The organism is Streptomyces sp. NPDC033221 (assembly GCF_055577005.1).
Genome location: NZ_JBVIQN010000011.1, coordinates 207855 through 233297, shown reverse-complemented (window position 1 = coordinate 233297; position 25443 = coordinate 207855). Strand labels below are relative to the sequence as shown.

General features: G+C 72.1%; 23 protein-coding genes. 14 read left to right on the top strand and 9 right to left on the bottom strand.

The window, feature by feature from the left end; translation table 11 throughout:
- Window positions 1-129 precede the first annotated feature (129 nt).
- The 6 genes from ACZ53K_RS17605 to ACZ53K_RS17580 all read left to right on the top strand — a co-directional run bounded on the left by ACZ53K_RS17605 (window position 130) and on the right by ACZ53K_RS17580 (window position 10194).
- Entirely contained in the window at window positions 130-1443 is a 1314-nt protein-coding gene (locus ACZ53K_RS17605; protein WP_468836946.1) for an ABC transporter substrate-binding protein, read from the top strand.
- Between the two features lie 240 nt (window positions 1444-1683).
- The gene (locus tag ACZ53K_RS17600; protein ID WP_468836944.1) at window positions 1684-2556 is read left to right on the top strand and encodes a carbohydrate ABC transporter permease; all 873 of its coding nucleotides are present in this window, start codon (window positions 1684-1686) and stop codon (window positions 2554-2556) included.
- Entirely contained in the window at window positions 2553-3434 is an 882-nt protein-coding gene (locus ACZ53K_RS17595) for a carbohydrate ABC transporter permease (protein ID WP_468836941.1), read from the top strand. Before ACZ53K_RS17600 ends, ACZ53K_RS17595 begins: the two co-directional genes overlap by 4 nt.
- Window positions 3435-3529: 95 nt before the next feature.
- The gene (locus ACZ53K_RS17590; RefSeq protein ID WP_468836938.1) at window positions 3530-4762 is read left to right on the top strand and encodes a glycoside hydrolase 5 family protein; all 1233 of its coding nucleotides are present in this window, start codon (window positions 3530-3532) and stop codon (window positions 4760-4762) included.
- A 64-nt stretch (window positions 4763-4826) separates the two neighbouring features.
- Window positions 4827-7022 (top strand): endo-beta-N-acetylglucosaminidase, encoded by a 2196-nt coding sequence (locus ACZ53K_RS17585; RefSeq protein ID WP_468836935.1) that lies wholly within the window; start codon window positions 4827-4829, stop codon window positions 7020-7022.
- A gap of 94 nt (window positions 7023-7116) precedes the next feature.
- Window positions 7117-10194, top strand: coding sequence for an alpha-mannosidase (locus tag ACZ53K_RS17580; protein ID WP_468836933.1), 3078 nt, complete (start codon window positions 7117-7119; stop codon window positions 10192-10194).
- Window positions 10195-10251: 57 nt separating this feature from the next.
- On the opposite strand, the gene ACZ53K_RS17575 is transcribed toward ACZ53K_RS17580, so the two are convergent.
- Window positions 10252-11574 carry a glycosyltransferase gene (locus tag ACZ53K_RS17575; protein WP_468836930.1) on the bottom strand — a complete coding sequence of 441 codons (1323 nt, stop codon included), beginning with the start codon at window positions 11572-11574 and terminating at the stop codon, window positions 10252-10254.
- The gene (locus ACZ53K_RS17570; protein ID WP_468836927.1) at window positions 11571-12404 is read right to left on the bottom strand and encodes a MerR family transcriptional regulator; all 834 of its coding nucleotides are present in this window, start codon (window positions 12402-12404) and stop codon (window positions 11571-11573) included. Before ACZ53K_RS17570 ends, ACZ53K_RS17575 begins: the two co-directional genes overlap by 4 nt.
- 374 nt (window positions 12405-12778) lie before the next feature.
- On the opposite strand from ACZ53K_RS17570, the gene ACZ53K_RS17565 reads away from it, so the two are divergent.
- From ACZ53K_RS17565 to ACZ53K_RS17555, 3 genes are all read left to right on the top strand, one after another.
- The gene (locus ACZ53K_RS17565; protein WP_468836925.1) at window positions 12779-13261 is read left to right on the top strand and encodes a hypothetical protein; all 483 of its coding nucleotides are present in this window, start codon (window positions 12779-12781) and stop codon (window positions 13259-13261) included.
- Window positions 13262-13267: 6 nt separating this feature from the next.
- Window positions 13268-14560 carry an ATP-binding protein gene (locus ACZ53K_RS17560; protein ID WP_468836922.1) on the top strand — a complete coding sequence of 431 codons (1293 nt, stop codon included), beginning with the start codon at window positions 13268-13270 and terminating at the stop codon, window positions 14558-14560.
- A gap of 143 nt (window positions 14561-14703) precedes the next feature.
- Window positions 14704-15207 carry a DUF1269 domain-containing protein gene (locus ACZ53K_RS17555; protein ID WP_468836920.1) on the top strand — a complete coding sequence of 168 codons (504 nt, stop codon included), beginning with the start codon at window positions 14704-14706 and terminating at the stop codon, window positions 15205-15207.
- 54 nt (window positions 15208-15261) lie between these two features.
- Here ACZ53K_RS17555 and ACZ53K_RS17550 read toward each other — a convergent pair whose 3' ends face one another.
- The 4 genes from ACZ53K_RS17550 to ACZ53K_RS17535 all read right to left on the bottom strand — a co-directional run bounded on the left by ACZ53K_RS17550 (window position 15262) and on the right by ACZ53K_RS17535 (window position 18412).
- Window positions 15262-15687 (bottom strand): GntR family transcriptional regulator, encoded by a 426-nt coding sequence (locus ACZ53K_RS17550; protein ID WP_468836918.1) that lies wholly within the window; start codon window positions 15685-15687, stop codon window positions 15262-15264.
- Window positions 15688-15790: 103 nt separating this feature from the next.
- A complete protein-coding gene (locus ACZ53K_RS17545) occupies window positions 15791-16795 on the bottom strand; it encodes an ABC transporter permease (RefSeq protein WP_468836915.1) in 1005 nt (334 codons plus the stop codon).
- Window positions 16792-17784 (bottom strand): ABC transporter ATP-binding protein, encoded by a 993-nt coding sequence (locus ACZ53K_RS17540; RefSeq protein WP_468836912.1) that lies wholly within the window; start codon window positions 17782-17784, stop codon window positions 16792-16794. Before ACZ53K_RS17540 ends, ACZ53K_RS17545 begins: the two co-directional genes overlap by 4 nt.
- Before the next feature lie 112 nt (window positions 17785-17896).
- Entirely contained in the window at window positions 17897-18412 is a 516-nt protein-coding gene (locus ACZ53K_RS17535; protein ID WP_468836910.1) for a GNAT family N-acetyltransferase, read from the bottom strand.
- Between the two features lie 217 nt (window positions 18413-18629).
- Between ACZ53K_RS17535 and ACZ53K_RS17530 the strand changes: the two genes are divergently transcribed.
- The 3 genes from ACZ53K_RS17530 (at window position 18630) to ACZ53K_RS17520 (ending at window position 21128) form a co-directional block, all read left to right on the top strand.
- Entirely contained in the window at window positions 18630-18956 is a 327-nt protein-coding gene (locus tag ACZ53K_RS17530; protein WP_468836907.1) for a hypothetical protein, read from the top strand.
- 126 nt (window positions 18957-19082) lie between these two features.
- Window positions 19083-19889, top strand: coding sequence for an exodeoxyribonuclease III (locus ACZ53K_RS17525; RefSeq protein WP_468836905.1), 807 nt, complete (start codon window positions 19083-19085; stop codon window positions 19887-19889).
- Between the two features lie 138 nt (window positions 19890-20027).
- Window positions 20028-21128, top strand: a complete 1101-nt coding sequence (locus ACZ53K_RS17520; RefSeq protein WP_468836902.1) for a barstar family protein — start codon at window positions 20028-20030, stop codon at window positions 21126-21128.
- Between the two features lie 48 nt (window positions 21129-21176).
- Here ACZ53K_RS17520 and ACZ53K_RS17515 read toward each other — a convergent pair whose 3' ends face one another.
- Together ACZ53K_RS17515 and ACZ53K_RS17510 are read right to left on the bottom strand one after the other, a co-directional pair.
- The gene (locus tag ACZ53K_RS17515) at window positions 21177-21386 is read right to left on the bottom strand and encodes a DUF397 domain-containing protein (protein ID WP_468836899.1); all 210 of its coding nucleotides are present in this window, start codon (window positions 21384-21386) and stop codon (window positions 21177-21179) included.
- Window positions 21383-22210 (bottom strand): helix-turn-helix domain-containing protein, encoded by an 828-nt coding sequence (locus ACZ53K_RS17510; RefSeq protein ID WP_468836897.1) that lies wholly within the window; start codon window positions 22208-22210, stop codon window positions 21383-21385. The genes ACZ53K_RS17515 and ACZ53K_RS17510 overlap by 4 nt, the downstream gene beginning before the upstream one ends.
- A 746-nt stretch (window positions 22211-22956) precedes the next feature.
- On the opposite strand from ACZ53K_RS17510, the gene ACZ53K_RS17505 reads away from it, so the two are divergent.
- Window positions 22957-24114, top strand: coding sequence for a methyltransferase domain-containing protein (locus ACZ53K_RS17505; protein WP_468836895.1), 1158 nt, complete (start codon window positions 22957-22959; stop codon window positions 24112-24114).
- Window positions 24115-24251: 137 nt separating this feature from the next.
- On the top strand, window positions 24252-24539 hold the full coding sequence (locus ACZ53K_RS17500) for a hypothetical protein (protein WP_468836893.1): 288 nt from the start codon (window positions 24252-24254) through the stop codon (window positions 24537-24539).
- Between the two features lie 89 nt (window positions 24540-24628).
- Here the strand turns inward: ACZ53K_RS17500 and ACZ53K_RS17495 are convergent, their stop codons facing one another.
- Window positions 24629-25375, bottom strand: coding sequence for a MerR family transcriptional regulator (locus ACZ53K_RS17495; RefSeq protein ID WP_468837055.1), 747 nt, complete (start codon window positions 25373-25375; stop codon window positions 24629-24631).
- Window positions 25376-25443 lie beyond the last annotated feature (68 nt).

The following is a 25443-nucleotide window of genomic DNA, read 5'->3' as shown; positions in this document are numbered from 1 at the left end:
CACGTTCAGCGCGATCAGCACGTACAGCGCGTTCAGCACATCCATCGCATCCATCGCATCCATCACGTCGGATATCGCCGGTACGGCCGTTTCCGGTTCGTGCTTGCCTCCGCCCTTACCGTCGGCCTGATGTCCGCCACGGCCGCTTGCGGCGTCGGTGGTGCCGAGGGCTCCTCCGCCGCTGAGGGGCAGCCGAAGCGGACCGGCAAGATCTCCGGCGAGATCACCTTCCGTACGCTGCAGCTGAAGCCGACCTTCACCACGTACGTGCAGGGCGTCATCGACGCGTTCGAGAAGAAGTACCCGGACGTGAAGGTGACCTGGGAGGACGTGCCCGGCGAGGGCTACAACGAGAAGCTCGTCGCGGACGCGCAGGCCGGCGGGCTGCCGGACGTGGTCAATCTGAACACCGACTCCTTCCAGCTGCTCGGCGACCGGGGGATGCTCGCGGACGTCACCCAGCTGGACCCGAAGGTCGCGAAGCAGTACGTACCGGGCGCCTGGGAGCAGTACAAACTGCCGGGCAAGGGGGACGGGGTCTACGCGTACCCCTGGTACGTGACGCCCGAGATCCTCACGTACAACAAGGAGCTGTTCGCCGAGGCCGGGCTCGACGTTAACAAGCCGCCCACCAGTGTCGAGCAGTTCTTCGACCAGGCGGAGCGGATCGCGAAGGCCTCGGGCGGCCGGTACAGCGCGTTCATGGCGGATCCGAAGGGGCGGCTGCCCGGCGACTGGCAGAAGATGGGCGTGCCGATCCTGAACAAGGAGAAGGACGCGTTCGCCTTCGACACGCCCAAGGCCGTCGAGTGGGTGCAGCGGATGAAGAAGCTGTACGCGATGGGGGCGATGCCGAAGGAGTCGCTGACCAAGGCCGACGATCTCGCGCAGCTCTACGGAGCGGGGAAGCTGGTGTTCGGGCCCGGGTCGCCGGGCGTCATCAAGGACATCAAGCGCAACTCCCCGTCCGCGTACACGAAGACGCAGGTGGCCCCGGCCGTCACCGGGACGCTGAAGCACATCGGCATCTATACGCAGTCGCTGGGCGTACGCAAGGACACCAAGCATCCGGACGCGGCAGCGGAGTTCGCCAAATGGGTGACCAACGGGCCGAACCAGGTGGCGTTCTCGAAGCAGGTGACGATCTACCCGTCGAACGCGAAGGGCCTGGCCGACCCGTACTTCGCCGACCGGGGCGACGGCAAGGACCCCGAGACCCTGGCGCGGAACATCGGCGCCGAGGAGCTGAAGTCGGCGCAGCTGGACGCCAATACGCCGGTGGAGTGGACCACTCAGGTCGGCGACGCGGTGGTGCGGGAGATGCAGAAGGGGATCAAGGGGGAAGAGGCCCCCGCGACGGCGGTCAAGAACGCGCAGGAAGCGGCCAACAAGATCCTCGCGCAGCAGCAGAAGCAACAAGAGCAGCAGAAGCAGAAGCGGTAGTGATCGGTGATGACACACACCGAGCGCGTGGATGGGGCGGTTGGGCAGCAGAGAGTAGCTGGAGCAGCTGGATCAGCTAGGGCAGTCGGTACGGAGGGGGCGGGAGGGGTAGCGGAGACAGCGGGGGCCGCCCCGCCTCCCCCCGCGGACCCGGCCCACCCCGCCCGGCGCGCCGCCCGCCGCGCAACCCGTCGCGCCACCCGACGCCGCGCCAAAGCCCTCGACACCGAGCCCGGCCTCGTGCACCGCCGCTGGTGGACGCCGTACCTGTTCCTGCTGCCGGGGCTGGTCATGGTGGTGCTGTTCAGCCTCTGGCCGTTCGTCAACACGGTCATCCTGTCCCTCACCGACGCGCAGATCCTGCGCGGCGGCCGGTTCGTCGGCCTGGAGAATTACGGGCGGGCGCTCGATGATCCGGACTTCTGGACGGCGACGGTCAACAGCGTCGTGTACCTGGCCGTCGTCGTGCCCTGCCTGGTGCTGCTGCCGCTGGCGCTGGCCGTCCTCGTGCAGCGTAAGGTGCCCGGGATCGGCTTCTTCCGTTCCGCCTTCTACACGCCGGTCATCGCCTCGGCGGTCGTGGTCGGGCTGATCTGGCAGTGGGTGCTGCGCAGTGACGGACTGGTCAACACCGTGTTCGAGAAGCTTCAGCTGATCTCCGGGCCGATCCCGTTTCTGACCGACTCCACGATGCTGCTGGTGTCCGCCATGATCGTCACGGTCTGGAAGGGCCTGGGCTACTACATGGTCTTCTACCTCGCGGCGCTGGGGAACGTGCCGGCGTCGTTGTACGAGGCCGCCGCACTCGACGGCGCCGGCGCCCTGCGCCGGTTCTTCAGCATCACCATCCCCAGCGTGAAGCCGATGATGCTGCTGGTCGGGACGTTGTCGGCGATCTCCGCGCTGCGGGTGTTCACCGAGATCTACATCCTCGGCGGGGAGAGCGGCGGCCCCGGCGGCGGGGCCCGGACGCTGCCGTTCCTGATCCGGCAGGTGGGGCTGGGCTTCGCGGGCGAGACCGGTTACGCGGCGGCCGTATCGATCCTGCTGTTCCTGCTGACGCTGGCGTTCAGCCTGCTGGGGCACCGGCTGTCGAAGGGAGACGAGAGGTGACCGTTCTGTCCTCGCCAGGTGTACGGCGGGCCCGGCGCGCCCCGGTCGCGGGCCGCGGCCGCAAGGCGGTCATCGGGCTGACCGGCCGCTACCTGACGTTGTGCCTGATGCTGGTGGTGATGCTGGGGCCCATCGTCTGGCAGTTCCTTACGTCGCTGAAGGGGCGCGGGGAGGATGTGTACGGGGGTGTGCTGCCCAGCCAGCCGACCCTGGACAACTATGTACGGGTCGCTGAGTCCTTCCCCCTGCTGCACTACGTCGGCAACACGCTGATCGTCGCGGCGCTGGCCGTCACCTCCAACTGCGTGTTCGCCGCCATGGGCGGCTACGCGCTGTCCCGGGCCGGGTGGCGCGGGCGGCGGATCGTCTTCACGGTGCTGGTCGCGACGCTGATGTTCCCCTTCGAGTCCGTGATGATCTCGATGTTCCTCACGGTCCGGTCCATGGGGCTGGTGGACACGCTGGTCGGCGTCTGGCTGCCCGGCGCGGTCTCCGTGCTCAACCTGATGATCATGCGGGCCGCCTTCCTCGCCGTACCGAAGGAGGTGGAGGAGGCCGCGGTCCTGGACGGGGCCAACGAGTGGCAGCGCTTCACGAAGGTGTTCGTGCCGGCCGCGAAGGGCGCGCTGGCGGTGGTCTGTCTGACCAGCTTCATGGGCGCCTGGGACGACTTCCTGTGGCCGCTGATCGTGCTGACCAACAGCGATCACTACACCCTGCAACTCGGACTGAAATCGCTGGCCGGAGCGACCACGGTCAATGACCAGCGGCTGATCGCGGCGGGCGCGATGGCCGCGCTGATCCCGATGATGGCGCTGTTCTTCGCCTTGCAGAGGTTCTTCTTCCGGGGCGTGGGCGAAGGGGCGCTGAAGACGTGAAGGGAATCGACGTGACGACGCCTGCCGCTACGGCTGCCAGCCCATCCCCGTCTCAGCCCCCACCCCGGCCCGCCGCCCCGGAAACAACCCCCCGCATGGGCGCCAACTACACCCCGCGCACCGGCTGGTTCCATCACTGGCTGGACTTCGACCTCGACGACGTACGCCGCGACCTGGACGCGCTCGCGGCCCTCGGCCTGGATCACGTCCGGGTGTTCGCCCTCTGGCCCGTCTTCCAGCCGAATCGTTCCCTCATCCGCCCGCGCGCCGTCGAACAGCTCGGGCAATTGGTGGACGCGGCCGCGCGGTGCGGCCTGGACGTTGCCGTGGACGCCCTCCAGGGGCATCTGTCCAGCTTCGACTTCGTACCGTCCTGGCTGCGCACCTGGCACCGGCGGAACATGTTCACCGACCCGGATGCGATCGACGGCACGGCCCGGTATCTGGAAACCCTCGCTTCCTCCCTCGCAGGGCGTCCCAACTTCCTCGGTATGACGCTGGGAAACGAGGTCAACCAGTTCTCGGGTCCGCCGCACCCGGACCCCGACCCGTGCACGTACGAGGAGGCCGGGCAGTGGCTGACGCGGCTGCTGGAGGTGTGTGAGCGGGCCGCACCAGGGCGGCTGCACACCCACGCCGAGTACGACGCGGTGTGGTTCCAGGACGGCCACCCCTTCACACCCGCGCAGGCCGCGCGCCTGGGCCGGGGCACCACCATCCACTCCTGGGTGTTCAACGGCACGGCCCAGCGGCACGGCCACGACGGCACCGCCACGGTGCGGCTGGCCGAGTACCTGATCCAGGTGGCCACGGCGTGGGCGGACGGCCCGGCGCGCCCGGTCTGGCTCCAGGAGGTCGGCGCGCCCGCCCCGCTCGTACCGCCCGAGCACGCCGCCGAGTTCGCCACCGCCACCATCGACAACGCCCTGACCTGCGAGGGGCTTTCCGGCATCACCTGGTGGTGCTCGCACGACGTGTCGCGGGAGCTGGCGGACTTCCCTGAGCTGGAGTACGGGCTCGGGCTGCTCACCTCGGACGGCGAGGTCAAGCCGGCGGGGCGGGCGGTGGCCGAGGCGACGGCCCGGCTGCGGGCCGCGCCGCCCCGTCCGGTACGCCGTACGACCGCGCTCGCGCTGGACGCGGGGGCGGAGGACACGGCGCCGCACCGGTCCGTGTGCGCGCCGGGCGGCCCCTTCTTCGAGGCGTGGGCGCGGCTGGCAGACCAGGGCGTACGGGCGGCAGCCGTGCTGGCGGGCCGGTCGCGGGACGCCGCGCACCTGGAGAGCCGGGGGATCACGGAGGTGGTGTGGCCGTCGGACGTGACGTGAGGAGCGAGGCGGTACGGGCGCGGACATGACCGGAGAGCGAGCGGGACGAGCGGTGGAGGACGCAATGGACGTACGACGTGATGCGGGGCGGGGCAGGGGCGCGGAGCGCGGGGTGTCGCGGCGCGGGCTGGTCGCCGGGGCCGCGGTGGCGGGGGCGGGGCTGGCGCTGCCGCTGACGGCGGGGAGCGCCGGGGCGGCCGTACGGGCGGATGCCACCGGTGCGGCGAGACGGACGCAGGCACCGGGCCCGGCGGCGGCCGGTGCCGGTTCGCTTCAGCCGTACGCGTCCTACTGGTTCCCCGACAGCTTCCCCGAGGGCCGCGAGCCCGACCCGGGCGCGGTGTGGCGCAGCCTGAAGAGCTGGCGGCCGCAGGATGACGCTGACCTGCCGTACAACACCGCGACCGTGCCGCTGGCGAAGCGCTTCACGCCGGTGCCCGCCAACACCACCGCCCGCGCCGGACAGGCCCGTATCTCGGCGCTCGTCTCCTTCGCGGGGACGGCCGGCAACCCCTCGCAGGGCAGTGCCAAGGCGGACTTCTACGCCCTCTCCCACTGGGCCTACCTCGATGAACTGGTCTTCTGGGGCGGCTCGTCGGGCGAGGGCATCATCCTCGCCCCCAACGCCCCGGTCACCGACGCCGCACACCGTAACGGCGTGCCCGTACTGGGCAACGTCTTCCTGCCGCCCACCGCGTACGGAGGCGAGCTGGCGTGGACGCGCGAGCTGGTCCAGAAGGACGCGCTCGGCCGCTTTCCGCTGGCGGACAAACTGATCCAGGTGGCCCGTACGTACGGTTTCGACGGCTGGTTCCTGAACGGTGAGACCGACGGCGGTGATCCCGCGCTGGCCCGGCAGTTCGCCGATTTCGTGCAGGCTCTGCGCAAGGGAGCACCCGAATTGCGCATCACCTGGTACGACGCGTTCAACGCGGACGGCCGGGTCGGCTGGCAGGGCGCGCTGAACGACAAGAACGCGATGTTCTTCCAGCGCGGCGCCGAGAAGTTGTCCGACACGGTGTTCGTGGACTTCCGGTGGAGCACGGCCCGGCTGGTGTCGTCGGCCGCGTACGCCCGGCGGCTGGGGCGTTCGCCGTACGAGCTGTGGGCCGGTGTCGATGTCGAGGCCCGCGGCTGGGACACGTACGTGAACTGGGACGCCTTCGTGCCGGAGGGCCGTGACCACGTGGTGTCCTACGGGCTCTACCGGCCGGAGTGGACGCGGCGGTCCGGCGAGGCGCCCGGGCCGTTCCACGCGCGCGACGACCGGTTCTGGGGCGGGCAGAACACCGACCCGTCGGCGCCCGCCGGGCCGGGCTCCTGGCGGCCCGCGGCCCGTACGGTCGCCGATCGCTCCACCGTCACATCCGTCCCGTTCGCCACCACCTTCAACACCGGTCACGGCACGGCCTGGTACGAGGGCGGGGTGCGCTCCGGCGATGCCGAGTGGAACCACCTCGGCCTCCAGGACCGGCTTCCGGGGCGGCGCTGGGCACTGTGGGCGGACGGCGGCGAAACCTTCCGGCGGCCCGCGGTCGGCTTCGACTTCGGTGCGGCCTGGCGGGGCGGCAGCAGCCTGCTCGTGGAGGGCGCAGACGGCGGGCTCGCCCGGCCCGTGACCCTGGAGCTGTACCGGACCCGGCTGCCGCTCCGCGCCGACACGGTCCTGGAGATCACCCACCGCGCCGACGAGGGTTCGGCGGCGGTCACCGTGGAGGCGGCCGTGGCGTACGCGGAACCCGCGAAGGCGGGCGGGCGGCCGGCGTTCCGCCGGCTCCCGGCCCGGACCGTGCGGGCCGCGGACGGCTGGGTCACCTCGACCGTACGGATCGGGGACGGGCCAGACCGGACCGCGTACGCGCTGGGCGTGCGGCTGAGCGCCCCCGGCGGCGGCCCGGTCCGCTGGCGGCTCGGCGCCCTTGCCGTACGCGACGGCGACCCGGCCGCGCACACTCCCGCACCGCCGAGCGCCTTGCGAATATCCGCATCGCGCGTCACCGGCGACGGCGTGGCCGAACTCCGGCTCACCTGGAAGCTGTCGGCCAAGGGCGTGCCCGTACGGCACTACGAGATCCACCAGGCCCTCCCGGACGGGAAGCGGCGTTTCCTCGGCGGGACCTGCGGCACCGCCTTCCACCTGCCCGCGCTGCGGCGTACGTCCGGCGAGCCGGGGACGCGGCTGGAAGTGCGGGCGGTCGGCGAGCCGTACACGTCGTCGACGGCAGCCTCGGCGGATTTCGACTGGCAAGCCACCCGGTAAGCCACGCGCCCGAGGGGCAGAAACCCCGCAGGACGCGTATCACCGCACGCCTGCTCGTCCGCCCGTACCCGCCTACACCGACCGGAGCGCCCCCATGCACGACGACCGCAGCATCGTGGAACACCGTCTACGCCGTGTCCTGACCGACCGCATCGTGCCCGCCGTCCGCAGCCGGTCCGTGCCGCTGACGGTCGAGCGCTGGGAGGCGCCGGGTGAGCCGGTGCCGCCGGCCGAGGGCCTGGCCGCCGCGTACGAGCCGGCGAAGACCGGGGAGGGGTGGGGGCCGGCCTGGGGCACCACCTGGTTCCGGGTCACCGGGCAGGTACCGGCGGAGTGGGCCGGGCGCACCGTCGAAGCCGTACTGGATCTGGGCTTCGACGCGAACATGCCCGGCTTCCAGTGCGAGGGCCTGGTCTACCGGGCGGACGGTACGGCGGTGAAGGGGCTCAACCCGCGCAACGACTGGGTGCGGGTCGCGGCTCCGGCGGCGGGGGGCGAGGAGGTCGAGCTGTACGTGGAGGCGGCCTCCAACCCGGTGCTGGCGGACCACCGGCCCACCTACGAGGGCGATCGGCTCACCGCGAGCCACGCGCCGCTGTACCGGCTGCGGCGAATGGACCTCGTCGTCTTCGAGACCGAGGTCTGGGAACTCGTCCAGGACCTGGAGGTGCTGGGCAGCCTGATGCGGGAGCTGGACGTGGCCGACGCACGCCGCCACGGCATCCTGCGCGCCGTCGAGCGGGCCCTGGACGCGGTCGACCTGAAGGACGTTCCCGGTACGGCCGCGCGGGCGCGTGAGCAGCTCGCGGACGTCCTCGCGGCGCCCGCCCACGCCTCGGCCCACCGCGTCAGCGCGGTCGGCCACGCGCACATCGACTCCGCCTGGCTGTGGCCGCTGCGCGAGACGGTCCGCAAGGTGGCCCGTACGTCGTCCAACATGGTCAACCTGATGGACCAGCACCCCGGGTTCGTCTTCGCCATGTCGCAGGCGCAGCAGCTCGCGTGGATCAAGGAGCACCGGCCGGAGGTGTTCACCAGGGTCAAGGCGAAGATCGACGCGGGGCAGTTCGTGCCGGTCGGCGGCATGTGGGTGGAGTCGGACACCAACATGGTCGGCGGCGAGGCGATGGCCCGGCAGTTCCTGTACGGCAAGAAGTTCTTCCTCGACGAGTTCGGGATCGAGACGAAGGAGGTGTGGCTGCCGGACTCCTTCGGCTACACCGCGGCCATGCCGCAGCTGGTGAAGCTGTCGGGCTCGACGTGGTTCCTGACGCAGAAGATCTCCTGGAGCCAGGTCAACAGGTTCCCGCACCACACGTTCTGGTGGGAGGGCATCGACGGCACCCGCGTCTTCACCCACTTCCCGCCGGTCGATACGTACAACTCCGATCTCGGCGGGAAGGAGATGGCGCACGCCGCGCGGAACTACCGTGAGAAGGGCCGGGGTTCCCGGTCGCTGGCGCCCTTCGGGTGGGGCGACGGCGGTGGCGGCGCCACCCGCGAGATGCTGGCCCGCGCCGCCCGGCTGCGCGACCTGGAGGGCTCGCCCCGGGTGGAGATCGAACGGCCCGCCGCGTTCTTCGAGAAGGCGCACGCGGAGTACCCGGACGCGCCGGTGTGGGCGGGCGAGCTGTACCTGGAGCTGCACCGCGGCACGTACACCTCGCAGGCCAAGACCAAACAGGGCAACCGGCACAGCGAATCGCTGCTCCGGGAGGCCGAACTGTGGGCCGCCACCGCTGCCGTACGGGTGCCGGATCACGCCTATCCGTACGAGGACCTGGAGCGGATCTGGAAGACGGTGCTGCTGCACCAGTTCCACGACATCCTGCCCGGCTCGTCGATCGCCTGGGTGCACCGGGAGGCCCGCGACACGTACGCGCGGGTCCGCGAGGAGCTGACCGCCATCGTGCTCGCCGCGCAGACCGCGCTGGCCGGGCCGGGCGACCGGGAGATCGTCTTCAACGCGGCGCCGCACGCGCGCGGCGGCGTCCCGGCGGGTGGCGCGCAGCCGGCTCCCGGGCAGGGCGGCGCGCCCGTCTCCGTGAGTCCGGTGACGGTCGAGCCGCTGACCGTGGACGGCCGGGCCACCGGCGGCCACCGGCTCGCCAACGACCGGCTGCGCGTCGACGTCGACGCACGGGGGCTGGTCGTGTCGGCATATGACATCGAGGCCGGACGCGAGGCCGTCGCACCGGGCGCGGCCGCCAACCTGCTCCAGATCCACCCCGACTTCCCCAACATGTGGGACGCCTGGGACGTGGACGAGTTCTACCGGCACAACGTCACCGACCTGGTGGCCGTGGACGAGCTGACGGTCGACGCCGCCGGGCCGGACGAGGTACGGATCAAGGTCGCCCGGTCCTTCGGTCACGGCTCCACCGTCGTACAGCACCTGACGCTGCGGGCCGGCGCCAAGGTGCTGGACATCGACACCGAGGTGGACTGGCGGGAGACCGAGACGTTCCTGAAGGCCGCGTTCCCGCTGGACGTGAAGGCCGACCGGTCCGCGTCCGAGACCCAGTTCGGGCACGTCTTCCGCGCCACCCACACCAACACGTCCTGGGAAGCCGCCAAGTTCGAGATCTGCGCCCACCGCTGGATCCAGGTCGAGGAGCCGGGCTGGGGCGCGGCCCTCGTCAACGACTCCACGTACGGGCACGACGTCACCCGCGACATCCGCCCCGACGGCGGCCAGACCACGACCGTACGGCTGTCCCTGCTGCGCGCGCCCCGCTACCCGGACCCGGAGACGGACCAGGGCCACCACCGGCTGCGGTACGCGCTCGCGCCCGGCGCGGCGGTCGGGGACGCGGTACGTGAGGGGCACTGGATCAACCTGCCGGAACGGACGGTCCAGGGCGGTGGCCCGGTCGAGCCGCTGGTCGGCGTGGACAACGACGCGGTCGTGGTCGAGGCCGTGAAGCTGGCCGAGGACCGCGGCGGGGACGTCGTGGTCCGGCTGTACGAGTCGCACGGGGGCCGGGCGTCGGCGACGCTCGCGGCGGGGTTCCCGGTGGTGGCGGCGGCGGAGACGGACCTGTTGGAGCGGCCGTCGGAGAGCGCGGAGCAGGCCCCGGCCGTCGGTGAGGTGCGGGACGGGCAGGTGGCGTTGACGCTGCGGCCGTTCCAGATCGTGACGGTGCGGCTGTCGCGGGGAACGGAGAGCTGACGGGACGGGCGGGGCGGGACGGGCGGGACGGCCGCAGCCCGGCCGCCCCGCCCCGCCTCAGCCCCCGTTTTCCACCGCCTTCAGCACTTCGCCCGCGCCGTCCTCCGCGCTCATGCGCCGTGCGAGTCCGGCGGCGGCATCGCGGTAGGAGGGTTCCCGTACGGCGCGCCTGATGGCCTGGGCCAGCCGGTCAGCGGCGCCGTCCTCCGCCGCCAGCGCCCGGAACGGCACCGGTTCGGTGCCGGCGCCCACCGCGGACAACCGGGCGGCCCAGAACGGCTGGTCGGCGGTGACCGGGACCGGAATCGCCGGGACACCGGCCCGCAGCGCGGCGGCCGTCGTACCCGCGCCCGCGTGGTGCACCACGGCGGCCGTACGCGGGAAGAGCAGGGCGTGCGGGACCTCGCCGACGGTCAGGATGTCGGCCCCGGCTCCGGCCCCGGCACCGGCCCGGGCACCGGATTCGGCCCCGGCCTCGCCGTTCTCGCCGGTGAGGCCCGCCCACCCCGACTGGATCACGCCCCGTACCCCGGCGCGGCGCAGCGCGGCCACGACGGTCGCCGCGAGCCGTTCGGACGCTCCGCTCTCCCGGCCGCTCGCCGCCATGCTGCCGAAGCCGACGAAGACGGGCGGCGGGCCCGCCGCGAGGAAGTCCTCCAGTGCGGACGGGAGGGCCGCGTCCGGTGCGGTGTACGGCCACCAGTTGCCGACCAGCTCCAGGCCGGGGCGCCAGTCGGCGGGCCGGGGCACGAGTGACGGGCTGACGCCGTGCAGCACCGGGCGGCTGTCCTGGCCGCGGCGTCGCCGTATCGCGCGCGCCGACGCGGGCGGCAGGCCGAGCCGCGCGCGCAGCTCCCGTACCCCGTCCGCGTACAGGCGGTCCACCACCCGCAGGGAGAGACGCCCCGCGGCGCGGTTTCCCCAGCGGCCGAGCGGGCGGGTGCCCGCGACGACGGGCGGGAAGTCGCCGGTGGGGGCGTTCGGCTGGAGGGGCAGGTCCAGCGACGGGATGTCCATGGCTTCGGCGACGTGCCGGCCGAGCGGGGCGGTGGTCGCGGACAGAAGCAGCAGGTCGGTGCCCTGGGCGGCGGCTTCGGCGACACCCGGTCCGAGTTCGCGGACGAAGGCGGCGGCCCGGCGCATCAGGTCGCGCTGCCCGCCGGAAGTTCCGCCGGAGGCCCTGTCGGAAGTTCCGCCCGCCGTCCGCCGCGGATCGGCGGGCAGCTCGCGGAATTCCAGCCCGGCGGCCCGTACGAGTTCGGCGTACGAGGCGTCGGCGGCCAGCGCGACGGTGTGCCCGGCCTCCCGGAGGCGGGCGCCGAGGCCGGTGTACGGGGCGACGTCACCGTACGAACCGGCCGCCGTGATGAGGATCTTCATGACTGCTCCGGTCGGGGGAGAGGGGACGGTACGGCCTCGGAAGAGCCGGGGGCGGGGGTGGGGGCGTGGCGTATCGCGTTGGCCAGTACCGCCGTCCGCAGGTACGCGGCGAGGCCGGGGCGCTGCTGGGACGGCGGTACGACCAGGGCGAAGGCCCGCGGGTCGGACGCGAAGTCGTCGGCGATCCGGCCGTGCATGTCGGTGGGGCACGGCGTGAACCAGCGGGTGATGTGGGCGCGGTGCTCCTCGGCCAGGTCCATGGCCCGGTCGCCGTCGGCGGGCTCCCCGGCATCGAAGGCGGCGAGCAGCCGGTGCCGCCACGCGCCCGCCTCGGCCATGATCCGCGCCCAGTCCTCCTTGGTGTGTGCGGCGGCCCGCGCCATGGACTGCCGGTGGCCCTCGCTGTGCTGCCATTTCAGGTGCGCTTCGGTGGCGTAACTGAGGTCGAAGGTGACCTCGCCGAAGACCTCGAAGCGTTCCTCGGGTGTCAGCCGCACCCCCGTACGCTGCACCTCCATCGCCCGTTCGGCGACCTCGACCAGCCGCCTCAGCTCGGTGATCTGCTCGTTGAGCAGGCGGTGCCGGGCACGGAGGTGGTCGAGCGCGTCGGCCTGCGGGTCCCGGAGGATGGCGGCGATCTCGTCGAGTCCGAAGCCGAGCTGCCGGTGGAAGAGGATCTGCTGGAGACGGGCCAGGTCGGCGTCGTCGTACAGGCGGTAACCGGCTGGGCTGCGGGCGCTGGGGCAGAGCAGGCCGGTCCTGTCGTAGTGGTGCAGCGCGCGGACCGTGATGCCCGCGAAGCCGGAGACCTGCCCGACCGAGTACGCCATGGAACCGCCTTTCGCGCCACGGCCCGCGGGGCCGCCGTACGGCCCGTGCCGTATGGGGAAAGACTGCGGCCTGACGTGGGGAGAGGGTCAAGCGGGGTCGGACGGGGGCGGTACGGGGAGGCGAGGCGGGTTCGATACGGGACCGGGTCGGGGCCGGTCCGGGAGGTCACCGGCGGGGCCGCCACCAACGAAGGGCCCCCGCCGCGACCACCGATGGAACGCTGTTACACGTCCGTGAGACCGCCGTGAACCCGGCTGCTTAGCGTGGGGGCAATCTGGGCGGACACGGCTACCTTTGTCGTAAAAGCCCACCCGTGGCACCCCGGTGGCACCCCGGTGCCGCCCCGCATCCCACCCAGCCGACCGAGGGACACGTGCGCTCACTCACCGCGACCGCCTGCGTCGCCGCGATGTCCGCGGCCGCGCTGCTGCTGTCCGGCTGTTCCGACCCGCGCGGCCTGCGGGTGGCGGGCCCCGCCGTGTCCCCCTCGCCGCCGGCCGGCCCGGCCGAGGTCACCGACCCCGTCTACGTCTCCGACGCGGCGCGCCGCCCGTTGCAGCGCCCGGCCTCCTTCGTGCTCAACGACTCGGTCAGCCTGACCGGGCTGCGCTGGACGTCCTGGGGCGACGCGACCGCCGAGGCCGTCGGAGGGCTCAGCGGCGCCTGGTGCCGGCCTGAATGCGAGCGGCAGCCGTACCCGGTCAAGGTCACGCTCAGCGGGCTGCTCAAGCAGGAAGGGCCGAAGCACAAGGACCGGCCGGTGTTCTACACGCGGGCCACGCTCGTTTCCGACCGCCTGCCGCCGAAGAAGGCCGCCGAGCTGGGCAGGATCAGCCTGCACACCCCGGAGTTCTAGACCGCCATGGGGTTGCGCGCGAAGATCGGCATAGCGATCGCCGCCACGGCTGCCGTGGTGGCGGTCCTCATCGGGGTGCTCGTGCACAACCGGACCGTGGACGCGCAGTTCGACCTGGCGGCCGAGTCGATCGACGGGCGGCTGCAGAGCCTGGTGCAGGACCGGGCGGCCGGGGTCGACACCGGGCGGGCGATCGTCGATCCGCCCGATCTCCCCGGGCCGCTCGCGGACGCCGTCGCGCACGGCAAGCGCGGCGTCTACCTCGAACCCGACGGGCCCAAGCCGCACCTGTGGGCCGCGACCGAGCTGGACGGCGAGGTCATCGCGCTCAAGCGCCCGTACGTACGGGAGCGGGAGACCCTGCGCAGCCTGGACCGCGTCCTGTGGCTGTCGGGCATCGCGGGCACCGCGCTGGGCTGTGTCGTCGGCCTGCTGGTCGCCCGGCGGCTGGGACTGCGGCTGACCGCCTCCGCCGGTACCGCCCAGCGGATCGCCGAGGGCGACCTGACCGCGCGGCTGCCGCGCGGCGGCAAGGACGAGATAGCCCAGCTGACCACCGCGGTGAACACCATGGCCGACGCGCTGGCCGCCCGCCTCCAGGCCGAGCGCGATGTGACCGCGAACATCGCCCACGAACTGCGCACCCCCGTCGCCGGGCTGGTCGCGGCCGCCGGTCTGCTGCCGCCCTCGCGTCCCACCGAGCTGGTCCAGGACCGGGCGCAGCGGGTACGGGGGCTGATGGAGGACGTGCTGGAGGTGGCGCGGCTGGACGCGCGCACCGAGGAGGCGGACACGGAGCTGCGGCCGCTGGGCGAGCTGGCGCGGCGGACGGTGGCGGCGATGGGGGAGGCGATGGGGGAGGCCGCCCGGGCGGGCGTGGACGTACGGGTGCTCTCGGACGGGCTGGTGGAGACCGACCCGCGGCGGGTCGAGCGGATTCTCGTCAACCTGATCAGCAACGCGCTGCGGCACGGCGCCGCCCCGGTGACCGTCGAGGTCGAGCGCGGTGTGCTGCGGGTACGCGACAGCGGGCCGGGCTTCCCTGAGGCGCTGCTGGCGCACGGGCCGCAGCGCTTCCGTACGGGCGGCGGTTCGGACGGCCACGGGCTCGGCCTCGGGCTGACCATCGCGTCCGGGCAGGCGCGGGTGCTGAGCGGACGGCTGACGTTCGCCAATCCGGAAGGCGGGGGCGCGCGGGCGACGCTGGACCTGAGCGATGCGCTGCGGCCGTCCACGGAGGGCCCCGCCGCCGACCGGCCGTCCACGAAGGACACTGCCGCAGACCGGCCGCCCTCCTAGGGCGCTGCCTCCGGCCGGCCGCCCCCGGGCCGCCCCTGACGTGCGTACCGGCCCCGTCGCGCCAAGAGTGGTGTGAGACGCCCGCCCCCGGAGCAGGCGTTCAGATACCCAACCGTTGACAGCCGACCACTGGAGCCACCGCGATGGACGAGAACGTGCTCTTCCTGGACCTCACCGACGCCGGTGAGGGCGCGGCGCGGCGCGCCCTGAACGCGCTGCGCCACGAGGACGCCGAACACCGGATCACGCTGCGCGAGGCCACCGTGATCGCCCGCGACACCGACGGCAACGTGACCTTCCCCGAGAACGAGGACCACACCGGCACCGCGCGCGGCTTCGCCGTCGGCGGGCTGCTCGGCGGACTCCTCGGACTGCTGGGCGGGCCGCTGGGCGCGCTGGTCGGGTTCGGCGCCGGCGGCTTGCTCGGCGGCGCGCACGACGCGCGCCGGGCCAGCGCGGACAACGCGGCCGTGGACATGCTGGCGGCGGAGGTGCCGCCGGGCAGCACCGTCCTGGTCGCGGAGGTCTCGGAACCGGCCAGGGGCCCGGCCGACGCGGCGCTGGCGGGCCTCGGCCAGGAGGTCGTCCGCTACCCGGCGGCCGAGGTGCGCAAGCACGTGGAAGAGCTGATCGCGGAGAGCCGCTGAGGGCTCACCGGCGCGAGGTGCTCGTGCGCTCACCGGCCGGGGGTGTCCGTACCCTCACCGCCCGGAGGCGCCCGCGTCCTCACCGGCCGGATAGCGCTCCGCCACCACCGCGTTCAGCAGCGCCTGTACGTCCTCCCTGGTCAGGCCCTGCGTACGGGCCTTCTCCATCCACGTACGCAGTTCCTCGCGCAGCAGCGCGTCGGAGTCCGCGGCGGACTCGGGCCGGGCCAGTGACCGGCTCACGAACGTGCCCAGGCCGGGCCGCGGTTCCACCAGGCCCTCGCGCTCCAGCTCCCGGTACGCCTTCAGCGTCGTGTTCGGGTTGACCTTCGTCGTGGCCGCGACCTGCGCGGCCGTGGGCAGCCGGTCGCCCTCGACGAGGATGCCCAGCCGCAGGGCCTGCTGGACCTGCTGGACGATCTGGAGGTAGGTGGCGACGCCGCTGCGCCGGTCGATACGGAACTCCACCGTGTTCACCACCTCCCCGTCTCTCGTGGCCGCCGTGACCGGGGCGATGAGTGCCCCGGCGTCCGGTTCGGCTCGATGATCGGCTCACTCGTACGGAGTGTCAAAGCGGTGCCGCTCAGAGTGGCCGGCGCCGTGCCCACCACACGATGAACACCGTCACCGCCACGGCGAGCGCCACCAGGATGCCGGTACCCGCCCACTGCATACCCGCCATCTGGTCGTAGCCGTAATAGTCGGTGGCCCGGTTGACGATGCCGAGTTTCGCGCGGCACGTCTCGCCGGGGTCATCGGTGCAGGTCCCGATGCCGAAGACCCGGCCGTCCGCGGTGGCCAGCCAGTCGTCCATCCGTACGGCGCCGCCGGGCAGCAGCGGGTCGCCCTGGTCGTACGGGTACAGCTTGCGGCGCAGCGGAGCCAGCAGCGGCCACACCCTCTCCGCCCAGACCACGCCCGTACCGAAGCCGAAGACGAAGAGCAGGGCCATCGAGGCGACGACACGGCGCAGGAGCATTCCGACGGCGATGCCGACGACCGTCAGGAGCAGGGAGCGCGCGACCGGGAACGGGCCGGTGACCTCCAGCAGGCCGTCGTGGTACCAGTCGCCGAACGCGGCCAGCTCGTGGGCCGGCTCCCACAGCCAGGTGAACGCGGCCGACATCAGCGAGGTGCACACGAACACCAGCAGCAGCGGCACGCCCAGCTTCGCCGCGATCCAGCGGCCGCGGGAGACGGACTGGGTGGTGGCCAGCCGGATGGTGCCCTGTTCCTGCTCGGCGGCGATCAGCGGGACGCCGACGAACACGCCGAGCACGACGGGCACGGACTTCAGGAACCCCACGTCCCCGCTGAAGGTCGAGTGGAAGGCGTCCTGGAACCGCATCAGCAGTTCGCCGTCCGCACTCGACGAGCGGCCCATGGTGTGCGGGTGCGCTGCGAGGAAGTCCAGGACGCCCATGCGCTGGTATGCGAAGGCCGCGCAGGCCAGGGCGGTGATCGCGAAGCCGAGGAGGAAGGTGCCGCGGTGCCGGCGCCAGACCAGCCAGGTCATGCCGTGCAGGACGCCGCGGCGGGCGGCGGCGTCGTTCCCGGCGCTGCCGGCGGTACGGGTGAGGACGCTCATGCCACGGCCCCCCGATCGCCGCCGGTACCGGATCCCGTACCCGATTGCGTACCGGACCCCGGTGCCACCCGTGCCTCCTCGGCGATCAGCGGCGGTGCCCCCGGCGAGCGCAGATAGGCCAGCAAGACTTCCTCCAGGCTCGGTTCGTCCGTCTCCCAGGTGCCGGGGAGCGGGCCGTCGGGGCGGATCAGGGCGGTGAACTGGCGGCCGGTGACGCGGGACTCGACGACGGTGTGGCGCCCGGCCAGCTCGGCGGGTACGCCACCGGGGCTCCCGGCCGTGCCGCCGCCCTGCTCCGCCAGCCCCTTCACCAGCACATGCCCCGGCATCAGCTCATCCGTCCGCCCGGCCATCCGCAGCCGCCCCTCCGCGAGCACCAGCAGGTAGTCGCACATGTCCGCCATCTCGGAGAGCAGGTGCGAGGACATCAGCACGGTCGTGCCGTGCTCGGCGGCCTCCGCCAGCAGCAGCCCCGACAGCTCGTGCCGGGCGAGCGGGTCCAGGTCCGACATCGGCTCGTCCAGCAGGAGCAGCTTCGGCCGCTTGCCGAAGGCGAGGGCGAGGGCGACCCGGGTGCGCTGGCCGCCGGAGAGCGTGGCGATACGGGCGTCGAGGGGGATCTGCCCGGCGCGGACGATCCGCTCGGCGACCGCGGCGTCCCAGCGCGGGTTCAGTTCCCGCCCCAGCCGCAGGGTCTCGGCGACCGTGAAGCGCGCGTACAGCGGCTTGTCCTGGGCGAGGAAGGCGACGTGTTCCAGTACGGCCGGGTCGCTGACCGGCACGCCGAACAGCCGCAGCGTGCCGGTCGTCGGCCGCACCAGCCGGGTGGCGGTGCTCAGGAAGGTGGACTTGCCCGCGCCGTTCGGGCCGACCAGCGCGCAGACGTGTCCGGCCGGGAGCCGGAACGAGCAGTCCCGCAGGGCCCAGCCGCGGCGGTACTTCTTGCCGAGGCCGTACGCCTCGATGGCCCATGGGCTCGGGTCGCTCACCCGAATCCCCCCTTCCACTAGTTCATTAGTGGAACGAGTATGGGGAGCGGCGGTGACACGTGTCAATGTCGACTCCGTGTGCCGCCCGGGAGCCCGGCGCAGGCCCCGGACCTCAGACCCGCACGTCCTCCACCACATCCGCCACCGGCCCCTCCACCAGCGACTTCGCCATGCAGCGGCTCTCCTCGTACATCCGGTACAGCCCGAATTTCGGCGCCGTCCGGTAGCCGCACGACGCGTACAGCGTCAGCGCCTCGGGCTGCTTGGTGCCGGTCTCCAGCACCATCCGGGTACGGCCCGCGGCGCGCGCGTCCGCCTCCAGGGCCGCGAGGATGCGCCGGGCCAGCCCGCGCCCGCGGGCCTCCTCGACCACGAACATCCGCTTGATCTCGGCGTCGCCGTCCGCGTACCCCTCGGGGTTGGTGTCCTGGGACCGCCAGCCGCCGGTGGCCAGCGGACGCCCGTCCTCGTAGGCGAGCAGATACAGACCGTGCGGCGGCCGGAACATCCCCGGATCGAGCGGGGTCACGTCACCCTCGTCGTCGTACCGCCGCGCGTACTCGCGCTGCACCAGCCGGTCGAGGGTGACGGCGTCGGGGTGGTCATAGGGGACGGGACGGATCTCCATCCGCCGAATCGTACGGATGTCCGGCCGCCGGGGCGAGAACGGCAGGTGAAACACCGGCGGCCCCTCTACCGGACCCCGCCCCCGCCCTCCCCTTCCATACGGCGGTTCGGCGGAGCCAAAGCACCCGATGGGGGTGTGTCGGTACGGGATCGGGCGATACGGGCCGCCAACGGGGAACGGCTGCTGCGCCACTGACGCTGAACCGAAGGAGAATGCCATGCGTCTGCGTCCCGTGCTGGCCACCGCCGCCGCCGTACTCTCGCTGTCCGCAACCGGTCTGACCGGAGCTGCCGCGGCGGCCCCGGCGGACCCCGCGCCGCCGGTCAGCTTCGGCAGCGCGCCGAACGACGACAGCGCCAACGGCGACGGCCGCGGCGAACAGGACTACCCGGGCACCATCGGGTGGGGCCACAAGCCGTACCAGCTGCTCGGCGACCGCGACGGCAGGTACGTGATCACCGCGGTCAACAAGACCGGCACCGACCGGCTGCCGACCTGCTACCGCGACCTGTACGCGACCCCGGCCTCCTCGATCTGCCACTGACCGGGGCGGCGCACCGTGGTGCCCGGCGCTCACCGCGCCGGGCACCGGCGCGCGTAGCGCCGAATCGCCGCTCTTCCCCCTCATCCCGTAGGCTGCTCTGCCGCCAGCGCGATGAGGGAGCAAGTAGTGCTAACTGTGACAACCGTCAACGTCAACGGTCTGCGCGCCGCGGCCAAGAAGGGCTTCCTGCCGTGGCTGGCGGAGACGGACGCCGACGTGATCTGCCTCCAGGAGGTACGCGCCGAGCCGGGCCAGCTGCCCGCCGAGGCCCGCGAGCCCGAGGGCTGGCACACGGTGCACGCCCCCGCTGCCGCCAAGGGACGGGCCGGCGTCTCCCTCTACTCGCGCCGCGAGCCCGAGCGCGTACAGGTCGGATTCGGGTCCGCCGAGTTCGAGACCAGCGGCCGGTACGTCGAGATCGACCTGCCCGGCGTGACGGTGGCCAGCCTCTACCTGCCCTCCGGGGAGGTAGGCACCGAGCGCCAGGACGAGAAGGAACGCTTCATGGCCGAGTTCCTGCCGTACCTCGCCGCGCTGCGCGAGCGGGCCGCCGCGTCCGGCCGCGAGGTCGTGGTCTGCGGCGACTGGAACATCGCCCACCAGCAGGCCGACCTGAAGAACTGGAAGGCCAACCAGAAGAAGGCCGGCTTCCTCCCCGAGGAGCGCGCCTGGCTCACCCGCGTCCTCGACACGCACGACGGCGGCTACGTGGACGTCGTCCGCGCCCTCCACCCGGACACCGAGGGCCCGTACTCCTGGTGGTCCTACCGGGGCCGCGCCTTCGACAATGACGCGGGGTGGCGCATCGACTACCACGTCGCGACGCCCGGCCTCGCCGCCCGCGCGGTCAAGGGCTTCGTGGAGCGCGCCGCCTCCCACGACACCCGCTGGTCGGACCACGCGCCGGTCACGGTTGTCTACGATCAGGGCTGACGCCCGAGCCGCACCGGGCCGGGCGCGCCGATCACAGGAGCAGTACCCCTGAAGTTTCCGCCGCACCACCACTGGCCGCCCGGCCTCCACCGCACCGACATACCGGCATACGCGCTGGTCAACACCGACGACGACGCCTTGTGGGGAGTCTGCGCCGACGTCACCGGCCTGTACGCCGACCCGCCCCGCCGCGCGTACGAACTCCTCGGCTGCGCCCCGACGGGCCCGCTCCTCGACGCGCTGCGGGACGGTACGGGAGCCCACCGCCTCGGCGACATCTGGCTACGGCCCGAAGCGGACGACCGGTGCCCCGAAGGCTCCGAGCGGCTGGACGCGTGGCGCCTGGTCGACGCACGCGTCACCGGCAGCCGCCGCAACCCCGCCGACACCGCACGCTGGGACATCACCCTCGATGGCGCCGAGGACTTCTACGGAGAACCCGAGGACCCGTACCTCGGAGCAGGCATGTCCCTGCACGACGAACGCACCTGGCTCGGCCGCTGCCGGGACCTCTCCGTCATCCTCCCGCCCGATGAGGACCCCTCGGGCCCGCCCTTCCAACTCCTCGGCTGCGCCCCCAGCCCCGGACTCAGCGCCGCCCTGGCCACCGGCACCCGCCGCTCCCTGTTCCTCGACGAGGCCGAACTCCGCATCCTCGACCACACCGGCGCGACGCTGACCGACCGCCTGGTGTTCGGCCCCCACATATCCGGCTGGCGCCCGTCCCCCCTCGGCGACGGCCTGCTCGACATCGACCTCACCCGAGCCCCCTTCCCGCAGATCCCCACCTGGGCCCGCCCCATACGGGACCGCTGGCTCACCGCCCCACCCACCGAACCCAACCTCTGGGCCGCCTACCCCGCCCGCGAGCGAGAGCAGTGGTTCGACGTCGTCCGGGAACGAGGCTGCCGCCGCTCCCCGCACACCCCCGACCGCCCACCCGGCCGTGTCTACGACCTCGACGGCCGCCACATCACCGACGACACCGGCCTGTTCTGCGCCTTGGGCGAGGCGGTCAACGGTCCCGGCGGATACTTCGGCGGCTGCCTCAACGCCCTCTCCGACTGCCTGTCCGGCCGCTTCGGCGCCACCGCTCCGTTCACCCTCCGCTGGCACCACTCCGACGTGGCCCGGCGCCATCTGGGCCGGTGCCTGTCACCTGACGGCGATACGTACAGCCTCTTCGACGAGGTGATCGAGGTATTGGAGGGGAGAAGGGTGGAGGTCGAATTGCGGTGAGGCGACGGCTCGTGTGGGGCGGGGCCGACGAACCCGCTGGGGCAGGGCTCAGCCGGGGAACGCGCCAGCCTTGACGCCAGCGATGAATTCCGCGAAGGAGTGGGTGGGGATGGAGAGGATGGGGCCGCCCGGGTTCTTGCTGTCCCGGACCGGGACGGTGCCGGTCGCCTCGGCGGTCGAGGGGGACCACTCCAGGCAGTTGCCCCCGTCCGGACTGCTGTGGCTCGACTTGACCCACCGAGTCGGACTGATCTTCACGTCAGCTTCTCCATCTGCTCAGCGATCAGACGCGCGCTTTCCCGTGTGGGCAGAGCGTCACCGGTCAGTTCATCGTAGGCCCGCAGCGCTGCTCGGACGAGATCCGGATCGTCCAGGATGCCAGCCGTCCGGTAGTTCTCCACACAGACGGACACGTTGTGGTTGGGGGAGGTGATGAGCGACACCGGGCACTCGATGAACAGGTGGGCAGGCGCGTCCAGGGGGAGGATCTGCACGCGAACCGTGGGTCGCGATCCGGCAGTGAGCAGGGCTTTCAGCTGCTGACGCATGATCTCGGGAGGGCAGAAGTGGCGGCGCAGCACTGACTCGCACAGCACCACGCGGACGTCAGGCGGCATGTCTCCGTCGAGCAGGGCTTTCCTCGCCATCCGGTCGCTCACGAACGCCGAGGCTTCCCTCGTGCTGGCTCGCGGATAACCGCCCCTGTACAAGTGGCGTGCATAGTCCGCGGTCTGGAGCAGTCCCGGGATGAGAGTTGGCGACCACTCTCGAATGGTCACGGCCACGCGTTCCATGGCCATGCGTCGCCGGTAGACCGAGGGGAACGATGCCGTAACTGCCTCCTCATGGAGCCGCTTGAACTTCCCGTCCGTTCCGAAGACCTCGTCCAGCAGTGGCGGCAGCTCCGGCGGAATCGCCCCATGACACGTCTCCACGCGCGAGATCGTGCTCTTGGAAGTGCGCAGCAGCCTGGCCAACTGGGCCTGTGTCAGCGCAGCCGGGTCGTGGAGTTCCCGCGCGCTTCGGCACTCCTCGGCGAACTCCCGGCGTGGGTCTTCGGGGCTGTCGGTCTCTTCGTCCACGATTCTCCCGGCTCAAGGTCTGGTCATGGCTCTCGGGGAGGGCGTATCCGGTGGTCAGCGGCGCGCGCATATGCCGTAGGGCCCAGCTGTCAGGTTGGGCGCCCGAATCCCCCCAGACTACTGAGCGTTGCGCCACTCTGTAACCAGTTGGCCGCACTGAGTAAATGTGCGGTTCGGGAACAGGTGAAGGGCTCCCCATGGGCGTCGATGAAAAAGCTGATCTGGTCACGGAGTTGGAGCCGGTACCGGCACCCGGCTGTGATGTGTGCGCGTCGGCGCACGGGGACCGTGAACCCGCTCGGGCCGAGGGGCGCTCGCTCGCCGTAATGAGCTGCAACGGCGTCATCGCCGGTCACCCTCACGGGCGAGGGGTTCAGGCGTGACGGCCGCGTGCAAGGCCCAGGAGGGCGCCGGGGAGTGCCCCGGCTGCGCGGAGTTGGCGCGCGCACTGGTCGTTGCGCTGAAAGCCGGGGACCGGTCCAAGGCGACAGACTGCCAAGTCCTGATCCGCCGGCATCCCGATCACGGCGCACCGTCCGCCGACGGAGGCGGCCGCCCGTAGTACACGCTCCCGTGATCCCACGGTCGCGTACCGCACCACAGTCAGGACGTATCCGCATGATGACCGAAGCCCTCCGCAACCACGGCGGCGACAAGCTCCCCGGGGAGCCTTACCCCGGCCCGCACCAACCGCCCACCCCCGACGGCGGCCCCGGCGTTCCCAACCCGCCGAAGGCCGCATAGACGTGGCGTACGTACGACAGGAGCGCCCCAGCCACACCGAGCTGGGGCGCGCTCTCAGGGCCGGTGGGGCGATGTCCGCCGACTGGGCGGACGCGTACGCGGCCGTGCCCCGGGCCGCATTCCTTCCGGAGCTCATGTGGCCGTGGGACATGGCGGCCGGGCGCAGTGTGCCCGTGTCGCGGGTGGACGAGCCGGAGCGGTGGCTGGCGTATGCCGAGTCCGACTGTCCGGTCGTCACGCAGTGGGATGACGGCAGGCACGCCGGTACGGAACCGGGGGAGACCGCCACCAGTTCCGCGTCCATGCCGTCGGTGGTGTTCCGGATGCTCCGGGACCTGGATGTGCGGGCCGGTGACCGGGTGCTGGAGATCGGCGCGGCCACGGGGTGGAACGCCGCCCTCCTGGCTCACCGGGCCGGGGCCGGACGGGTGGTCACGGTGGAGGTGGACAGGGCCCTGGCGGACCGGGCCCGTGCCGCTCTGGCGGCGTTCGGCAGCTCTGCCCAGGTGATCCATGGGGATGGGTTCCGGGGGTGTCCGGAAGGGGCCCCGTACGACCGGATCATCGGGACCTGCGGGCTCCGGCGCTTCCCGTGGGCCTGGGTCGAGCAGTGCCGTACCGGCGGCATCATCGTCGCGCCCTGGGGGACGCACTACGGCAACGGTGACGGCGTGGCGCGCTTGGTGGTGGCGGAGGACGGGCGCAGCGCTTCCGGGAAGTTCACCGGGCCGGTGGAGTTCATGAAACTGCGGGCGCAGCGGCTCCCGTTGGTGGTGCACGGCGAGTACGTACGGGGGAGTGTGGCCGAGGGATGGGAGTCCTCCACGGATATCGAGGAGGCCGAGTTTCTCGGCGGGGGGTTCGGGCCGCAGCGGTTCGCCGTGGGGCTGCGGGTGCCGGACTGCCTGCAGGTGGCGGCGGACAAGCGTGACGGGGCCCGGCCGGTGTGGTTCTACGGGCTGCGGGACCGATCTTGGGCGTGCGCGCAGTTCCGGGACGGGAAAGGGACGCGAGTCTGGCAGTACGGGGTGCGGCGGCTCTGGGACGAGGTGGAGACCGCGTACCGGTGGTGGGTGGGGAACGGCCGGCCCGGTCATGAGCGGTTCGGGCTGACCGTCACGCCGGAAGGTGAACGGGCTTGGCTGGATGAGCCCGGGTGAACAGTGCGGTTTTTTGCTGGACAAGCGGTGACTTGGGTGGCGCCCGGGGCTGTTGATCTCTTCGGATACAGTGATCGACGGTTATCGGCCACACCCCAACGGGGTCGTGGCAGTTCGTTACTTGAACGGGGAGTTTTATGCGTCGTCGCTTCACCACCCTTGCCGTGTCCGCCGCCATCGCCGGCGGCGTCCTGTTCTCGGCCGTTCCCGCGCAGGCCGCCGTGTCGGCCAAGGGGAAGGTCACCTGCCACATCGACCAGATGGACGCGCAGGTCAAGGAGCACAAGTACAAGGCGGCCAAGCTGGAGCGCGCCGGCAAGCACGCGGCGGCCAAGAAGGAGCGCGCGAAGGCGCGGTCGATCGAGAAGCGGATCCAGCAGTGCCTGGACGCTGACAAGCACAACTCGGGTCCGTTCGGCAAGTAGAGCCGGACACCGGATCACTTCGGGCGGCCTCGCGGCCTTCCCCGTAGGTGAATGAGCCCCCGCCGGGCGATCGCTTGCCCGGCGGGGGCTCAGCCGTGTCCGCCGCCGGTGTCCCCGCCCCGCTCCCGGTGCCACGTCTCCAGTTCCGCCCGGACCCTGCGGTCCATCGCCATGGAGAGTTCCGCGTCGACGATGCCCTTGGAGATGGGGCGGAGTTTTTCGATGGTCCGGGTGATGCGGGCGGCCTCGGTGGGGTCGAGGGGTTCGCCGGCCGCGGCGCGGTCGAGGACGTCGGTCAGGACGTGGGTGCGGATGACCGAGATGAACAGGTCGGCGAGGGCGTCGGCGTGGGTGCGGACCTCGCGGCCCGCCTGGAGGACGGCGGAGAGCGGGACGCCGTTGGCCACGAGTTCCGTGGAGGCGTCGAGCAGGCGGCGGCTGATGTGGACGAACTCGTCGCCGTCGACGGCCAGATAGCCGATGTCGAGGGAGGTGGCGAGATTCTCCGGGGTGACGTCGTCCTTGAAGTGGTCGGCGAGTTCTTCGGGGGTGAGGCGTACGGGGGTTTCCTCGGACCAGGGCGCCACGAGGGTGTCCTCCAGGCCGAGGAGTTCGCCGACGTCGCGGCCGTTGTCGAAGGCGGAGAGCAGTTCGGCGATGCCGCCGAGGGTGTGGCCGCGGTCGAGCAGGCCGGCGATGGTGCGCAGGCGGGCGAGGTGGTGCTCGCTGTACCAGGCGATACGGCCTTCGCGGCGCGGTGGCGGGATGAGTTTGCGTTCGCGGTAGAAGCGGAGGGTGCGGACGGTGATGCCGGCTGCTTCGGCGAGGTCGGTCATGCGGTATTCGCGGGGACCGGGGGTGGGGGTGCCGGGGTCGGCGGGAGGTTCGGGATCGCCGTGCGTCT